Annotated in this window: 15 protein-coding genes and 1 riboswitch; of the genes, 1 reads left to right on the top strand and 14 read right to left on the bottom strand. The window is 47.1% G+C overall.

What is annotated here, in order from left to right:
- Nucleotides 1-75: 75 nt before the first annotated feature.
- The 5 genes from V6669_RS25085 to V6669_RS25105 all read right to left on the bottom strand — a co-directional run bounded on the left by V6669_RS25085 (nt 76) and on the right by V6669_RS25105 (nt 4,897).
- Nucleotides 76-735 carry a methionine ABC transporter permease gene (locus tag V6669_RS25085; protein WP_338588486.1) on the bottom strand — a complete coding sequence of 220 codons (660 nt, stop codon included), beginning with the start codon at nt 733-735 and terminating at the stop codon, nt 76-78.
- Nucleotides 736-1,770 carry a methionine ABC transporter ATP-binding protein gene (locus V6669_RS25090; RefSeq protein ID WP_338588487.1) on the bottom strand — a complete coding sequence of 345 codons (1,035 nt, stop codon included), beginning with the start codon at nt 1,768-1,770 and terminating at the stop codon, nt 736-738.
- A 126-nt stretch (nt 1,771-1,896) separates the two neighbouring features.
- Nucleotides 1,897-2,038: riboswitch (SAM riboswitch) on the bottom strand.
- A gap of 129 nt (nt 2,039-2,167) precedes the next feature.
- Entirely contained in the window at nt 2,168-2,884 is a 717-nt protein-coding gene (locus tag V6669_RS25095) for a Cthe_2314 family HEPN domain-containing protein (RefSeq protein WP_338588488.1), read from the bottom strand.
- A 204-nt stretch (nt 2,885-3,088) separates the two neighbouring features.
- Nucleotides 3,089-4,027 carry a heme A synthase gene (locus tag V6669_RS25100; protein ID WP_338588489.1) on the bottom strand — a complete coding sequence of 313 codons (939 nt, stop codon included), beginning with the start codon at nt 4,025-4,027 and terminating at the stop codon, nt 3,089-3,091.
- A gap of 525 nt (nt 4,028-4,552) precedes the next feature.
- Nucleotides 4,553-4,897, bottom strand: coding sequence for a thioredoxin family protein (locus tag V6669_RS25105; protein ID WP_017692403.1), 345 nt, complete (start codon nt 4,895-4,897; stop codon nt 4,553-4,555).
- Nucleotides 4,898-5,039: 142 nt separating this feature from the next.
- On the opposite strand from V6669_RS25105, the gene V6669_RS25110 reads away from it, so the two are divergent.
- Nucleotides 5,040-6,326, top strand: coding sequence for a DUF2515 family protein (locus tag V6669_RS25110; protein ID WP_338588490.1), 1,287 nt, complete (start codon nt 5,040-5,042; stop codon nt 6,324-6,326).
- Between the two features lie 255 nt (nt 6,327-6,581).
- On the opposite strand, the gene tnpA is transcribed toward V6669_RS25110, so the two are convergent.
- The 9 genes from tnpA to V6669_RS25155 all read right to left on the bottom strand — a co-directional run bounded on the left by tnpA (nt 6,582) and on the right by V6669_RS25155 (nt 16,435).
- Nucleotides 6,582-7,055 (bottom strand): IS200/IS605 family transposase, encoded by a 474-nt coding sequence (gene tnpA / locus V6669_RS25115; RefSeq protein WP_307536646.1) that lies wholly within the window; start codon nt 7,053-7,055, stop codon nt 6,582-6,584.
- Nucleotides 7,056-7,283: 228 nt separating this feature from the next.
- Complete coding sequence (locus V6669_RS25120) at nt 7,284-8,912, bottom strand: polysaccharide biosynthesis protein (protein ID WP_338588491.1); 1,629 nt, start codon at nt 8,910-8,912, stop codon at nt 7,284-7,286.
- 61 nt (nt 8,913-8,973) lie between these two features.
- Nucleotides 8,974-9,414, bottom strand: coding sequence for a DUF456 domain-containing protein (locus V6669_RS25125; RefSeq protein ID WP_047841365.1), 441 nt, complete (start codon nt 9,412-9,414; stop codon nt 8,974-8,976).
- 54 nt (nt 9,415-9,468) lie between these two features.
- A complete protein-coding gene (locus V6669_RS25130; RefSeq protein WP_076253219.1) occupies nt 9,469-10,218 on the bottom strand; it encodes a Cof-type HAD-IIB family hydrolase in 750 nt (249 codons plus the stop codon).
- A 394-nt stretch (nt 10,219-10,612) separates the two neighbouring features.
- Nucleotides 10,613-11,485 carry a metal ABC transporter permease gene (locus V6669_RS25135; RefSeq protein WP_047841304.1) on the bottom strand — a complete coding sequence of 291 codons (873 nt, stop codon included), beginning with the start codon at nt 11,483-11,485 and terminating at the stop codon, nt 10,613-10,615.
- Nucleotides 11,485-12,444, bottom strand: a complete 960-nt coding sequence (locus V6669_RS25140; RefSeq protein ID WP_338588492.1) for a metal ABC transporter permease — start codon at nt 12,442-12,444, stop codon at nt 11,485-11,487. The genes V6669_RS25135 and V6669_RS25140 overlap by 1 nt, the downstream gene beginning before the upstream one ends.
- A gap of 3 nt (nt 12,445-12,447) precedes the next feature.
- On the bottom strand, nt 12,448-13,269 hold the full coding sequence (locus tag V6669_RS25145; protein WP_338588493.1) for a metal ABC transporter ATP-binding protein: 822 nt from the start codon (nt 13,267-13,269) through the stop codon (nt 12,448-12,450).
- A 31-nt stretch (nt 13,270-13,300) separates the two neighbouring features.
- Nucleotides 13,301-14,245, bottom strand: a complete 945-nt coding sequence (locus V6669_RS25150; protein ID WP_338595045.1) for a zinc ABC transporter substrate-binding protein — start codon at nt 14,243-14,245, stop codon at nt 13,301-13,303.
- Between the two features lie 237 nt (nt 14,246-14,482).
- Nucleotides 14,483-16,435 carry a penicillin-binding protein 2 gene (locus V6669_RS25155; protein WP_338588494.1) on the bottom strand — a complete coding sequence of 651 codons (1,953 nt, stop codon included), beginning with the start codon at nt 16,433-16,435 and terminating at the stop codon, nt 14,483-14,485.
- Nucleotides 16,436-16,454: the final 19 nt, after the last annotated feature.

Consider the following 16,454-nt stretch of genomic DNA (forward strand, 5'->3'; position numbering starts at 1 on the left):
GTGTAAAACCCCTTCTCTAATCATTTTTTTCATGTGGCATCCGCGTGATTGCATGACCATCATGTTATCTATGTGTTATTTCCTGGTGAAAAATGTAACCAAGCGATCTCCAGCCATCTGGAGAATTTGCACTAGAATAATCATCGACACTACGGATATAATCATGATTTCATTTTGATAACGGAAGTATCCATAGTTAATTGCCAGTGTTCCCAGACCTCCACCACCAACCATGCCAGCCATCGCCGTATAGGAGACAAGCGTAACGATGGTAATCGTTATACCAGCAAGCAGACCAGGCAATGCCTCAGGCAACAACACCCGTCTTACAATCTGTCCGGTTGATGCACCCATCGCCTGCGCCGCCTCAATGACACCCCGATCGACTTCACGCAGCGTGTTCTCAACCAAACGAGCGAAATAAGGAGCTGCTGAAATAACCAAAGGAGGTATTACGCCGAGCACCCCCGTAGCTGTACCGACGAGTATACGAGTAAATGGAATAAGAGCAACAATTAATATGATAAATGGTACCGAGCGCAAAATATTAACAATCAGGGATAGTATAGTGTACACTGTCCGTGACTTAATCGAAGCAGATCGGGCTGTCATAAACAGCAGAACTCCGAGCGGTAAACCAAAGATAACGGTGAACAGGCCTGATACACCCAGAATTTGCAGTGTCTCTATGGAAGCTTTACCAACCTCTTCCCAACGTACGGTTGAAAAATCCATCTAACGAAGCACCTCCACATCGAGTCCCTCTGCGGTTAATTCTGATATCGTCCGATCAATCGCATTTGAATCACCCTCGAACCGAACGGTCAGCTGTCCATAAGGAACCTGTTTGATCGTAGAGATTGTCCCTTGCAGGATAGCAAAATCCACACCTGTCTTACGTACCGTCCTGGACAAAATCGCTTCATACGTTTTGTTACCCAGAAAAGATATCTTCACAAGTTTGGAAGCAGCACCTGCCTGCAATTCAACGCCTGCATTTGCCAGAGCGGTCTCTTCCAGAGCAAGTCCAGCTTCATGGTCACGCATCATGAAGTCCCGCGTAATCGCATGTTGGGGCTTCAGGAACACTTCTGTTACAGGTCCCTGTTCCACAATGCCGCCTTGATGAATGACAGCCACCTTGTCACAGATGTTCTGAATGACATGCATCTCATGTGTAATCAGTACAATCGTAAGGTTGTATTTTTCATTAATGTCGAGCAGTAACTTCAGGATTGAATTTGTCGTCTGCGGATCAAGTGCCGAAGTAGCCTCATCACAGAGAAGTACATTCGGATCACTTGCAAGTGCTCTCGCAATCCCTACACGTTGTTTCTGTCCACCTGATAATTGAGCCGGATATTTGCTGCTATGGTGCTCCAGACCAACCAGTGCGAGCATTTCCTTCACTTTGCGATCAATGGCTTCCTTGGGGGTATTCACAAGCTTTAGTGGAAAAGCTACATTGTCATATACCGTTGCCGAAGATAACAGATTAAAGTGTTGAAAAATCATCCCGATCTTGCGTCTCTGTTGCTGCAATTCGGTTTTGCTCAGTTCAGTCAGGTTGATTCCGTCGACCCATACCTCACCCTCCGTAGGCCGTTCCAGCAAATTAATACAGCGAATCAGAGTGCTTTTACCAGCTCCGGAATGGCCAATCACACCGTAGATTTCACCCTTTTGGATGCTCAAGTTCAGCTCGGATAACGCTGTTGTAGATTTTTTCCCTTTGCCGTACGTTTTCGTTAAACCTTTTAATTCAATCAATCGCACTTGCCCCTTTCCAACCACCTACATGTATCTTTACCCGATCTAAAGGAAAACTCCCCTTAAAGTACAAAAAAAGAGCCCTTTGCAGATACAAAGAGGGCTCTTCACGTGAAAGAATATACCTTCTCATCTGCCAAAATCGTGTCTTGCACCATTTTGTAGGAATTAGCACCTAACATCTATAACGAATGACACATGTATCATGTCGTTACAAATCGGTTGCCGGGCTTCATCGGGCCTGTCCCTCCGCCGCTCTCGATAAGAAATATGTTGTTGTAGGATTTTATAAGTTCATGTAGTTTATGCTTTATAATGTGAACGTAACTTCCGAAATATCAGTTATATCCATGTAACATTCGATTGAAACTCAGTATATTCCAAGTATTCCGATTTGTCAAAGGGAATTATTTCTTTTCCATATTTTGTTGATATAACTATAAGAGGCTGTTAACGTTTCACAGACCATATCGACGCCCTGACGCATTTCCTGCACATGCTGATTCAGATCCTCCAATTTCACTTTACCTTGCATGGTCTGGTGTAACTGCCACAGGTCATCGTGCATTTCTGAGTTCATGTAGTGAATTTCCATATTACGTCGTTTGCGCAGCTTGCTCATCGGCTCACGATAAGAGTCCTTGATCTGTATTAATTGCAACGCAAGATCATGATGTTCCCTCGCATAGTCGAACTGCCTTAACACAGTAAAATAAGAAAAATGCGCTTTGGTATTTGAAGTATTCAACTGGAATATTTCATTTAATACCGTGCCCACTTTATCCAGGATGGCAAAGCAGCGGATAAAGCCATCTTTGTAGAAATACACATACCGTGCATACTCGGCTTTTTCAGTCGGCGTCATATCATCCGTTGAACCTGCAACGACCTTTTTACGAAAATGAGCAGCAGCGAAACTGCTCTGCTCCAGTTCATCCAGTGAGGAGATGAGTCCCTGAGTCCACACATACAGTTTCCGATAGTCATGCGTGGGATCATGGTCCACATGCATTTGTCGTTGAAATAGCTCAAGCGTATGCGCCATTGCGTCCATCGCTGCCTTCAATTTACCCTCGTTTATACGCGGTTTTTCCCCCAACAACGTTCGCAGCATATCTAACCTCCTCTTTTCCAAATCAACAAGAATTCATCACCGTAAACGTAACACAACATCCATTCCGTGTAATTGCTGCTTGCCATAGGTTGCCCTGATCCCCCTGACATCAAACAAAGTCCACCTGTCCAATGATGTACATCACTGGATGGTGGACTTTCATATTTAGCCCAATTACCTTTGAATAAAGAATGGATATATCTCTTAGAACCGATTAACCGGTCGATACAGCTTGTACACCAGGAAACTCATATAGGTTAAAACCCCGAACAATATGGCGATATCCAGCATATGAGCAAGAGCTACGAACATGTATACTTCCGGACGGTTCATTGTCACCATCATGAAAATACCAATGACTACTTGCATCAGAATAAGAACAACGGATACCACACCCAGAGTACGCATTTCCTTGTTGTCCGGATGATTACGGTAAGCGAAGTGACCCAGGATCGCAATAACAATCACTAGCGACGCAGCAGCTGCACGGTGAGCAAAAGCAACCGCTACCCCACCCGAAAGCTCAGGAATAATCTGCCCGTTACAGAGCGGAAATCCGGAACATCCGCCGGCAGAATCCGTGTGACTCACAAATGCACCCGTGTATACCACGAGATATGTGTAAATGGTGGAAAACCAGACCAGATTCCTGAATTTTCTGCTAACCCGAGGGTATTTATTCAGGCGCTCCAATCCGCCATCTTTTGCCTCCTGCCTTATGCCCAGCGCCATCATTAGGGAACTGGCAAAAGCAATCAGTGCAAAACCAAAATGCAGTGCCATAACTGCTGAAGATTGGGAAAAGACAACGGCAAAAGCCCCCATGATTCCCTGTACGATAACAAATACCAAGGTTAAGAAAGAAAACAATTGCAGATCACGGCGTGACTTGCCAAACCGCAGAAAAGCAACAAACGAGGCAATGGACAACAATCCAGCCAGTGCGCTTACAGCGCGATGGGAATATTCAATGAGTGAAGCCACAGTATGTGCGGGAACAAGTTTTCCGTTACATAAAGGCCATTCCGTTCCGCAGCCAAGGCCAGATTCCGTTTTGGTTACGATGCCTCCACCAAAAGTGGCCAGAAACATGACAAGACAGGTTAATACGGTTAACCATTTAAACAAAGTTAAGTGTTTCAATTTTTTCTCACCCGCTGTTGGTTTAAGATGGCGAAGAATATTCTCCGCTTGTTTCGGTACTTTGACACTTATTTCACAACTAAATTCATTATACCGGATAAAATGTTCATTGACGTCGCGCTTTGTGACAAAATGTTAACGTCTGGTGAAATAATGACCCGCAGGTCATTGGGGCTATGTACAGAAACGTTTCTTACACAGAACGTGTCCAACACACAAACGCCATTTCCCTATTTCAAGAGAAATGGCGTTCTTTTAAGTATACCCTTTTAGAACATGAACCTGTCATACTTTTATATAAGCTCAATTAAACATTTACACCATAACGGAGAGGACAGAAATAGCCTGAAGAAGCGAAGTTAAAAGCTTTCTGAAGGAAAGCTGCATCGAAAGCATATGCTTCTTTACCCCCGGATTTCCCCTTTATAAAAGGGATTAAAAAAAATCTGGGGATAACAGCGATCGGAAGGTTATTCTGGCATCGTAGTGTCTGTGTAAATATTCATTCGTTGAACTTATATAACATTATTTATGGATCGTGTTGTACACCTCAACTGCGCGATCCAGGAACTGCTCAATCTCTTCTCTCGACTTGCGCAGCTTGTTCACATACCGTACGAGTTCGCGGCCATCTGTATACGCCACAAAACTCGGAATACCAAGAATATTCTGCTCTTCACTAACCGTTCCAACCTGATCCACGTCAACCTCAATCAAAGTCAGTTCACGTGCATATTTCTCTTCAACCTCAGGCATAAACGGATCGATGTATTTGCAGTCTCCACACCAGTCTGCCTTGAATACGGCAATCGTCAAACGTGGGGATTGGATGGCTACATCAAAAGCCGGTTTGGAAGTAATCTGTTCCATTCGGTTCATCTCCCTTTCTGTACCTTGTCTTACCCTAAGTGAAGCAAATTGGCGAGTGGAAGTCAAATAATCAGCGCATACTTAGAATAAACCACATGGTCTGTGAATTTAAACCCAGAACATCATGAAAGGATGTCACATCATGACTTCCACCAGAACCGATTCTTCCAGCGAACAACATCACGGGTCCCTCATGCAGATGGTCCGTTCCATTCCAGGTGCTGCCCGGGAAATCTGGCGTGGCAAACAGGCTGCATGGCAAGCTTCTGCACAGCTTCGTCACCCTTTGCGTGACATCGAGTGGGATACAGATACGGCAGCTGCCTTACAGTCAGAGGTGGAGCGTTTGTTACCTGCCAGCGGAAAGCCTTTTGCACGCACGGACCAGATTCAAAGCGCACTCGTCTGTGAAGAAGATTGCATCATTCTGGAAGAGATTAAGACACTGACTCAGGAGAATAATCGGAGTAATATCACCCGCACGGCAGCCTACTTGGAATGTTATGAGCAATATCCCGAACTGCATTGGGCACTGCTGGCCCATATGGTCTCTCGCAACGGCGGATATCACATGACAGATCTTCAGAGTGACTTAATGCATAATCTACAAAATCAAAGCGATCGCGAGCATATGTACCGACTGCTGGAGCGGTGCAATGCACTCATTTTCCAGGATGCCTATCCCCAGCTTCTGCTGTATATGAACAGTCGCCGCATCGGACGAAGCTGTTTCCATCTCTTGTCGCACTTTCACGTCTCGGCGTTTATGACGCCGTTTTGGGAACGCTTTTGGCTGGAACGGTGCAGTTCACTGCTTAGTGTGGCATTAATTATTAATGAGCAGAACTATATCGAGAGCCGGGTCGTGCAGCATCCTTATTTTCAAAAAGAAGTCCTCTCCAAACCCGCATTCCATCTGCATAATTTGGCGGGTCTGAATCATATCGTCTTCCCTCTTGGACGGAGAGCAGGACTCGCAGGACGCGTCATTGAACATTTTGGCAAGCTGGATGAGCGAATCATGTTTGGCAAAGGGCTATATGCCCTGTTGTTTGGCGTGGAGCAAGTACACACACAAGTGTTGGAGTTCGCACGTTTGGTTCCCCATCGTGGCTCGCGTGCCGAATATTGGCCTGGTCTGTTTACCAATCGTGAAGACGAGGCGGGTGATCATACATTATACGCTCAGGCGTTACTGGATGAGGAATGGCTTCCAGAAGGGCAACGATTATATAGTCCAGAACTGCTCTCCGTATGGGGGGACACGCCTTATGAACCGATCACCAGACAGGACTGGCTTCAGACTCGGGATTGTCTCGGTTATCTGACGGCACCGCGTCGGCCATGGCTGTTTGAGATGAGTCACGAACACCGGTATGGCATGCTGAAAACAGCACTGGCTCATGATGCCAAAGCCATCACACACTAATGCTAAAAATCATATAGAGCAGACAAAGACGGATGATATGATACCCCGATGTATCGCTAATCCTCGCTTGCTGGGCTAATGTCGAGTTCAGTCGCTCAGCTCGCCTTAGCTAAATCAGGACCACCCGTCCAACGGGTGGTTTGCTCTTGGGGTATAACCCCCTGTTGCCAAACTGCGCCTAAAGACGCTAGCCTGACAGCAGGGCTGTTCAGGCTCAGTGTTGTTTGTCACTTTCACTCACCAGTTAAACTGGTTTTACTTCTTTTTGCTCCGATTACTGCTGAATGGATCTTCGTATTCTTTTACACTCAGCTTATCTAACGCTTGATCATGTGCTTCTTGTTCACGAATATATTTTCTTACCGTTGCTTCATTTAGACCCACTGTACTCACATAGTACCCTTCTGCCCAAAACTTTCGATTGCCGTATTTATACTTGAGCTGGGCATGCTTCTCGAATATCATTAGCGAACTTTTCCCCTTTAGATATCCCATGAACGTTGAGACAGCTATTTTCGGTGGAATCGCTACCAACATATGAACATGATCGGGCATCATATGACCTTCTATAATTTCTACTCCCTTGTACTTACATAGACGTCTAAAAATTTCGATTAAGTCTTTTCTCACTTGATTATAGATTTCTTTCCGTCTATACTTCGGGGTGAATACAATGTGGTATTTGCACATCCACTTTGTGTGAGCTAGGCTATAGCTCTTGTTTGCCATCTAAGACCATTCCTTTCTCTGAGCCTGAACATCTCAATTTTATCGGAATGGTCTTAGTGGTCAAACCCTCGATTCCTCCACCCGCATAGCGGGTGGTTTTTTGTTTCGCACGTTACACGCACTCAACTGGCTAAAGCCATAACAAAAAGCCCTGTCCGCTTAACAGCAGACAGAGCTTGTATCCTATTTTCACAAAATATTAATGCTTGAATGATGCTCCTTGCATTTTTAACCTCTTTGCCCAGCTCCACGTTGAAGACGCATAAGTGGACGAAGAATTTTTTGCAGAATACGGGGGTAACTGCCCAGCTCGTCCTTGCGCAGTACACGCAGCACAACCATGAGAACCAGATACACCACCACAACAAGCACCCCAACCACAAGGCAGGTAAACAAGAAAGATACACGCGCTGGCAGGAAAAGCCCAAAGATCGTATTGCCAATCCAGTTCGTTGCAAATCCTACACCTGCTGCAAGCAAGACCGTAATGATAAACCCTTTCCAACGATCTCCCATAATGGAGAAATCAACGATTTTGCGAAGGACCCGCAGATTCAGGTATGTGATCACCAAGAAGCAGAGAGCTGTTGCAATAATGATGCCGTATATACCGAAGATAGGCGCCAGAATCAAACTTGCGACCAACTTGATCACAACACCTGCTGCCACACTCACCATCGTAATCCGCGGTTTACCTACCCCAAGCAAAATGGAGTTGGTGGTCATCATCGTAATCTGAAAAATGGTACCGAATGTCAACAAAGCAATGATCGGCGTTCCATCCAGATTGGTAAACAGCAATCCGTTGACGGAATACGCTGCCGCACAAAGTGCAATGACAATCGGCATACCTGTCAGAATCGAAATGCGCAACGCAAGTGTAACCTGATTCTTCAGATGGGCTTCATCCTTGCGGGCAAATGCTGCCGAAATGACAGGCACCAACGACTGACTTAAAGCGATAGCCAAAATTGGCGGAATACCTGCAATACTTTGGGCCTTGGCACCGAGAATCGCAAGTACACCTGTCGCCTCTTCAAGCCCGATCTGGCCACTAAGCAGTGGAACCACAAGGGATGAATCGATAAAGTTAATGGCTGGAACCGCAAGTGAAGACAGCACAATTGGAATAGAGAGCTTAAAGATATCACTGTAGATGCCTCGCATCGGCAATTGCTCTGCACGCTCGTAATTCAATTGAGCCGCACGATCGCTACGACGCAGCTTCAAGGTGAAGTACAGCATGACACCGAAAGCACCAACACTTCCTAATACCCCACCAAATGAAGCACCTGCAGCAATCGTTTGATCATCATAATTCCATTGCAGCATGACATAAGCCACGATAATGGCTGTACCTACACGAGCAAACTGTTCCACAATCTGTGAAATACCGCCTGCTGTCATGTTGCCGCGTCCCTGGAAATATCCACGCATCATCGCAATAGCCGGGAAGAGCAGCAAGGCTGGGGCCAAGGCGCGAATGGCGCTAACTGACTCCGGTACTTTGGAGACATAGGTGGCATAATAAGGTGCCGCGAACCACAATAAAGCAGACATAACTACCCCGGCGACAGCTGCAAAGATCAGAGCTGCACGGTAGATCTGTTGAGCTTCACCCGTGCGTCCGAGCGCATAGCGTTCCGATACCATTTTGCTCAGAGTACTCGGTATTCCCGCCGTTGCCACAGTTAACAGCATTAAATATACCGTATTGGAGATCGTAAACGATGCGTTACCGATATCGCCGAGGATATGCTCCAGCGGCACCCGCTGAACCAATCCGAGTACTCTCGCGATCAGCGCAGCGGCCGCCAGAATGAGCGTACCCTTAATGAATGTTTCTTTCTTAGACAAACCAATTCCCCTTCTTTCCTCCACACCGGACATGCATCCCGTTGAAGCTAATCCTGAACGTTTAGGCGAATCTTACCACCCAGATAATAAAGAGAACAATCATGACGATTTGCAAAATAATTTTCATCACAGTGCTCGTAAATAGTCCCACCACGGAACCAAAACCAACTTTCGAAGCTTTGGAAGGTGAAGACCCTCCGATCAGTTCCCCGATAAAAGCACCGATAAATGGTCCCAGCACCAGTCCGAATGCCGGAATGACAAATGGCCCAATGATAACACCAATGGTACTCAGCGTGGTCGATAACTTGGAGCCACCGAACTTCTTCACGCCCCAAGCGCTGACGACATAATCAGCCACGAACAACACGACAACAATCAGAATCTGGATGATCCAGAACCACACGCCGAACGGATCAAAGCTGAAGAACCAGCCGTAGACCAGAAATGCAAAGAAAATCGCTACAGCACCAGGCAGTATGGGATATACCGTTCCAGCCATTCCCACTGCAAACAGCAGTACAATCAAAATCCAGGCAACGGTTGCGAGCAAAGGTTACTCCCCCTTCAAAATATGTTCACGGATCACTTCGACGATGCCGTCTTCATTGTTACTCGCTACGATCAGATCAGCCGCCTCCTTCACCTGCTCTTGCGCATTACCCATAGCCACACCAAGACCCACGGCCTCAATGACAGCGAGATCATTCAGACTGTCTCCAACAGCAACAACTTCGGACATCTCGATGCCCAGCAACTTGCAGACTTCGGCTACACCACTTGCTTTGGATACGCCAGCAGGGTTGATCTCAATATTAACGGGTGAGGAGTTCGTCATTTGCAGACCACCCATTTGCTGCAATTCCATCATGATCTGGTGACGAACTTCATCCACTTCCGTATTGAAGCCGAATTTCAACCATTCCAGACCTTCAATATTGTCCGTCCAGCGATCACGGTTGAACAGCTCTTCCACGGAGTATGCCCAGTACCAACTGTTATATTTCTCACCGATCTCCTGCATCTGGCGAATCAATGCCGGGTCCATCAGATGTCGCATATGCAGATCATGCGGGGCTTTCCAGACCTCACTACCGTTAACGGTAACCATCGGTGTCTCCAGTCCAAGCTGGACCGCATAAGGCATCGCGTGGAATACCGCTCTTCCCGTAGAAAGGCACACATGTACACCCCGACGAATGGCAATCTGTATCCACTTGGCGGTCTCCTGTGTAATTTCATGATTATCGTTAAGCAATGTTCCATCCATATCCAATGCAAGCAATTTGTATTTCAGTTCACTCATACAGTAGTTCCTCCTAGGTTGTCTCTCTCCAAATTGAACTCATGAATATCCATTCAGACATTAAAGCGAGCCCTTTCCGTTCTACAATGGTTCTCCAGTTCAACTTAAAGGTTCTCTTTATCTATTTTAAACATTCTCTCACAACAAGATCGCCCGGCATCTGTAAAAACGGACGCTCCGGACGTCACAGCTAACGACATTTTACCACAGATCATCTGTATGCAACAAAATAACCCGTAATCGGCAGGATGACACTACTTATCATTTTATATTGCATATCTTATATCCGGTTACCCTTGTAAAAGTAATACGACCAGACACGCAAAAAACCGCCTGCGATGCAGACGGCTTCTTATAATTTTGTTTATTCACCTGTTATCTACTTAAACTTCCATTACCTTGCCGCGAATTTGCGACGAGCGTAACGGAATACGATGCCATGTTTCGGTGACAGCAGCAGTGCGAGAACAAACAAAATCCCAGCAACGGCCACCATGCAGCCCGCGATGGAAGCATCCAGAGCGTATGCCATGATGTAACCTCCAACCGAAGATGCTGCCCCGATCAGGACGGCATACAGAATCATTTTGCCCAGACGATCTGTGAGCAGGTAAGCCGTTGCCGCAGGTACAATCAGCATGCCCACCACGAGAATCGAACCAACACTTTCAAATGAAGCTACGGACGTCATCGAGACGAGTCCCATGAGCAGATAGTGGAACAATACCACTGGAATGCCGCAGGCCGCAGCCAACGCCGGATCAAAGGCACATAGCTTGAACTGTTTGTAGAACAGCCCAATGACAACGAGGATGACCAGCAAAGTGATACCCAGCATCCAGACCGCCCTCGGACCGACGTCCGTACCTCCAAGGGTTAGCGTATCCCACTGTACATAAGCGATCTCACCGAACAAGACACAGTCCAGATCCAGATCAATATGCTGGGCGTTCAGACTAATCAGAATGACCCCTACGGCGAAGAGTGCTGTAAACACAATTCCGATCGAGGCATCCGACGAGAGTCCACCCGCCTGCAAACTCTGTATGAAGAACACCGTCAGTAGTCCAAACACCGTTGCGCCGAGCAGCATCCACAATGAATCTCTGGAACCACTCCACAGGAAAGCAATCGCAATACCGGGGAGAACCGCATGGCTGATCGCATCACCGACCAGAGCCATTCGCCGCAGAATCAGAAAACAACCCAGAATGGCGCAGGCAGAAGAAACCAATACGGCCGTTAAGATAATCCAAAACGTTGCCATTACATCTCCCCCCGTTCCTGCTGATTTCGCTGTGTGGCGAGAGTCTGAAGTGTAGCCCGCTCTTCACGCATATACGCCGATTTTGCCTGAATACTGCGCAACCGTCGAGCTAATAATCCACGACGGGGAGCCAGCAAGGCTGACCCGGCAAACAACACCGTAGCCGCAAGAACGGTTACAGGTCCTGTCGGCAGATTAGGTACAAACGTACTGAAGATGGTCCCTGTTGCACCACTCAATGCACCAAATATGCCTGCCAATACCACCATCAGTGCGAGTGAGTCGGTCCAGCAACGTGCCGCTGCTGCTGGAGTTACCAGCAAGGCTGCAACAAGCACCACACCAACGGCCTGAATTCCGGCAACCACCGCGATCACCGTCAAGAGCAGGATGAGCTGCTCCAACATCGCAACTGGCAGACCCATACCACGTGCAAATCCCGGGTCAAAACTCACAAGTTTGAATTCCTTGAACCAGGCAAGACAGGCAATCAGTAATACGAGACATACACCACCCATGACATACACATCCGTCATGACCATGGATGCCGCCTGCCCAAACAAATATTTATCGAGTCCGCTTTGGCTTCCACTCGCCCCATGCTGGATGCGCGTCAGCATCACTACACCAATCCCGAAAAAGACGGTCAGCACAATTCCCATCGCCGCATCCTGCTTGATCCGGGAGTAGCGCGTAATCCAAGAGATTCCGAAGGTAGCGACAATGCCTGCCACCAGAGCACCGAACAGGAATAATCCGACCGACTTCGTTTCCGTCAACATAAATGCAATACAGATCCCAGGCAGAGCAGCATGAGCAAGGGTGTCCCCCATCAGGCTCTGTTTACGAAGAAAGGTGAAGGAGCCAATAATTCCGCTACTGAATCCTAACAACAGACAGCCAAGCAATATCCAACGTGTATTGGGGTCAGATAAGATGGCGATGATCCAGTTCCACATGCACTACACCTGGCCTTTCTCCGTCCGGCTTCCGATCATCGCAATCCGGCCTCCGTACGTCTCTTGCAGTGTATCCGGTACAAATACTTCACTTGTCGGTCCACCTGCCACCAGTCGTCCATTGAGCAGCAGCACATGGTCGAAGTATTCCTCGACTGTCGCCAGATCATGGTGAACAACCAGTACCGTCTTGCCTTGTTTCTTCAACTGTTCCAAAAGCGAAATGATCGCTTTCTCCGTGGTGGCATCGACACCTGCAAATGGCTCATCCATGAAATACAGATCTGCGTCTTGTACGAGTGCCCGCGCCAGAAAGACACGCTGCTGCTGTCCACCGGACAGCTGACTGATCTGGCGGTACATGTAATCACCCATGCCTACTTGCTCCAGGCAGTGTGCCGCCAAGTCCCGCTCCTTTTTCCCCGGACGACGGAACCAGCCCAGATGACCATACCGTCCCATCATCACCACATCAAGCGCATGCGTAGGGAAATCCCAGTCCACCGATTCCCGTTGGGGCACATAACCGATGCGGCGACGTTGTTCCCTGTACGACTGTCCGAAGATCCGAACCTCTCCATGCATCTTCGGTACCAGTCCCAGAACAGCTTTGATCAGGGTGGATTTCCCTGCACCATTTGGTCCGAGAATTCCGATGAGCTGTCCTTCCGGAATATCGAAGGATACGCTGCTAAGCACCGGCTTTTTGTGATACGCAACAGCCAGATCCCTCACACTAAGAGGAGCCGATGTTGGCTGCGTTCCCTGCAAGTGACTGTTGTTCAGATTTGTAGGAGTTTGTTTCGATAAAATTGTATCTTCCATAATCCTGTAACTCCTCTCTTCATGTGATTCATTATTTTAGGGCTTCTACAATCGTCTCAACATTGTGGCGAATCATACCGATATATGTGCCTTCTTCCGTTCCTTCAGCCCCCATGGCATCCGAGAACAGTTCTCCACCAATGTTAACTGTATGCCCTTTTTGAGCTGCTCCGGCAATAATGGCTTCCATCGCTTTTGCAGGCACACTCGATTCAACAAATACTGCTTTGATATGGTTATCTACGAGGTAATCCCGCAGTTCGCTAACATCTTTTGCACCGTATTCGGCTGCTGTACTGATGCCCTGAAGCCCCATCACTTTCATGCCATAAGCCTGACCAAAATATCCAAATGCATCATGCGCCGTAACCAATACCCTGCTTGCTTCCGGAATCTCCAGAATCTTCTCGCGCACCTCGGCATCCAGTGCTTCGAGCTTCGCCAGATACGCCTCTGCCTGAGCTTTGTATTCTTCCGCATGGTCCGGGTCCGCCTCCACGAGCGTATCGCGTACGGCTTCTGCCGCATGCATCCAGTGGCTGACGTTAAACCAGACGTGTGGATCATATTCGGTGCCACCTGTATCTTTGCCTGAATGTAACTCCTCAACTGGAATAGTCTCTGTAACAGCAGTAACCCGTTTACTTGAGGACATTTTCTCCAAAATATCTGTCATTTTGCCTTCGAGATGCAGTCCATTATAGAAAATGACTTTGGCTTGTTCCAGCTTGCGAATATCACCTTGGGATGCCTTGTACAAGTGGGGATCAACTCCCGGGCCCATTAACCCGGTAACATCAACATATGCCCCGCCTACCTCACGTGCTACGTCAGCGATCATTCCCGTTGTAGCGGTTACTTGAAGCTTGCCAGCACTGCTCGTCTCTGCATCACTGGAACATGCCGTAAGTACAACCATCAGAACCAGAGCCGCTAGCGTAATGAACCCCCTCTGAATACTCCTCATTTTCACCATTAACAAATCAACCGTCCCCTTTCCCTCTCCTAAAATACTTGTCTGCATCTAATTTTGTTGTACAAGGTATTAAGTTTTAATCAAGACTAATAATGTTTCCCTTGTGCAAATTTTATCCGAAGCCAAAAAAAAAGGCAAGGGATTATTTCCCCTGCCTGTCCAAATTCATATGTTGTTCACTTCATTAACCTGTCGGAGGTGATGTAAAAGCGCTACATCTGCGGCATTTCTTTTACATTACTCGTTGTCTTTTCCTTCGTCTTTCTTACCTTTTGGCGTTCCATCGAGACCATACACTTCATCGTATGCATCGAAGATTTTCCGTGCAATCGGCGAGGCACTGACTGACCCGAACCCACCTTCCGGTACAACAACAGCGACAGCAAGCTTCGGATTATCTCGAGGTGCAAAGGCAATAAATACACCATTCTCTTTTTTGTTCGGTCCGGTCCCCTGCTCTGATGTTCCTGTTTTCCGAGCATAATCGTAAGGGAAACCGTCAAATGAGCTTACTTTGGTAACCATACCTTTATGAACTTCATTCCAGTGCGCATCGGCAAAATCAACTTCATTAAGCACCTTAGGTTTGATCTCTTTCACCACATTGCCGTCCGCGTCACGGATTTCCTTCACCAGATGTGGTTCCATCCGTTTGCCTTTATTGGCAAGCATGGTGGTATATTGTGCGAGTTGCATCGTGGTGTACTTGGCTTGCTGCCCAAACGAGGCAAATGCCAAACGTGTTAGAGCTGATTCATATTCATCATTATTATATTCCAAAGTACCTAGGTATTCATTGGGTAAATCGATACCCGTAGACACACCCAATCCGAATTCTTTCATGTGTTCGTCCCACACTTTAACACCCTCAATCGAGCCATATTTACTCAGCAAACGTTTACCCACCATATCGATCATAAACGCATTGGACGATTTCTCGATCGCTTTTCTGGCGGTAATGGAACCATTATACGCAGAATGCGAGTTCCTCACTTGTCGTCCGTCTTTCCCCAGAATGGCATATCCCGGATCATGATAGGTCTGTCCTGCTGTAAATAATCCCTCTTTCAATCCAATAAGCACACTTAGCGGTTTGATGACCGATCCAAGAAGAACAACGGATTCCGCCCGTCTAGGCTTGGCATCATTCGGCGGGAACGACTCGGTGGTTCCATTCCGGAACACAAATTTGATTTTGTCATAATCCCAATCGTTCGGATCATAATCCGGCATACTTGCCATAGCGACAACATTTCCCGTATCCACTTCCATGGCTACTGCGTATCCGGTAATTGCCTTGGGAAGTCTGCGCAATTCGTCTGTTATCGCCTCTTGTGCGGCCAACTGAATTTCCTTGTTAATGGTGGAGACCAGACTGTAGCCTTTTTCCGGTGGAGTTTGTTTCATCGTCCCCTCTGGCAAATTACGTGAATTAATATCTATGGATTGGTAACCGCTACGTCCACGGAGCTCTTCCTGATATTGAAATTCCAGACCATCAACTCCAACCTTTTCTTGTTGGGTATAGCGCAGTCCAGGATCACGTTCTGTTGCCTCCGCCTTGCTTATTTCTATATATTTTTTCAAGTTTTCCTGTTGACCTTTGAACTCTCTTGTATATCCAATCACCTGGACGGCAACTCTATCCGAATCATATTTTCGAATGTTTTCTTCCAGTACCATGGCACCTGGATACTCCGCCTTCTTCTCCATAAAATAAGCAATTTCTTTCGTGTTTAGATCCGACTTCACTAGGCGAGGGGTATACCCATGTGCCTTCTGAGATTTGAGATCCAATCGTTTGATGATCTCTTCCGCATCCGGCTGCTCTTTGTCCCCTGGATTAAACTGCTTAAACACAGCCGCCAAATCATGAGCAAGTTCCTCTGCTTCCTGTCTACGTTCATCATTTCGATAATCCTCATACAACAACACATAGAGGGACTGCACAGGTTCCGAGTAAGCAAGCGCAATTTCTCCCGTAGCATCATAGATGGGACCACGAACAGGTGCGAGGGGAATATCCTTGGTATTGCGACTCGTTTCCATATACGTCAGTTCAGGACCCTCCACAAATTGTACAAAGGCCAATCTGAAAATTAGGATACTGAATATGACAAATGCCGCGAAAAAAAACAGATTCAGCCTTGCGGTGGAAGGCTTGTTGACGGGTGTATCTTCCTCAGTCATGGGTTTCTTCCTCAATCGG

Origin of the sequence: Paenibacillus sp. Y5S-9 (assembly GCF_036894235.1) — a bacterium.
GTDB lineage: Bacteria > Bacillota > Bacilli > Paenibacillales > Paenibacillaceae > Paenibacillus.

Bases quoted from the DNA above. Each gene is read 5' to 3' on its own strand.
- V6669_RS25085 (WP_338588486.1), bottom strand. From the start codon at position 735: ATGGATTTTTCAACCGTACGTTGGGAAGAGGTTGGTAAAGCTTCCATA.
- V6669_RS25145 (WP_338588493.1), bottom strand. From the start codon at position 13,269: ATGGAAGATACAATTTTATCGAAACAAACTCCTACAAATCTGAACAAC.
- V6669_RS25105 (WP_017692403.1), bottom strand. From the start codon at position 4,897: ATGGAACAGATTACTTCCAAACCGGCTTTTGATGTAGCCATCCAATCC.
- tnpA (WP_307536646.1), bottom strand. From the start codon at position 7,055: ATGGCAAACAAGAGCTATAGCCTAGCTCACACAAAGTGGATGTGCAAA.
- V6669_RS25155 (WP_338588494.1), bottom strand. From the start codon at position 16,435: ATGACTGAGGAAGATACACCCGTCAACAAGCCTTCCACCGCAAGGCTG.
- V6669_RS25110 (WP_338588490.1), top strand. From the start codon at position 5,040: ATGACTTCCACCAGAACCGATTCTTCCAGCGAACAACATCACGGGTCC.
- V6669_RS25130 (WP_076253219.1), bottom strand. From the start codon at position 10,218: ATGAGTGAACTGAAATACAAATTGCTTGCATTGGATATGGATGGAACA.
- V6669_RS25140 (WP_338588492.1), bottom strand. From the start codon at position 12,444: ATGTGGAACTGGATCATCGCCATCTTATCTGACCCCAATACACGTTGG.
- V6669_RS25125 (WP_047841365.1), bottom strand. From the start codon at position 9,414: ATGGCTGGAACGGTATATCCCATACTGCCTGGTGCTGTAGCGATTTTC.
- V6669_RS25150 (WP_338595045.1), bottom strand. From the start codon at position 14,245: ATGGTGAAAATGAGGAGTATTCAGAGGGGGTTCATTACGCTAGCGGCT.
- V6669_RS25095 (WP_338588488.1), bottom strand. From the start codon at position 2,884: ATGCTGCGAACGTTGTTGGGGGAAAAACCGCGTATAAACGAGGGTAAA.
- V6669_RS25135 (WP_047841304.1), bottom strand. From the start codon at position 11,485: ATGGCAACGTTTTGGATTATCTTAACGGCCGTATTGGTTTCTTCTGCC.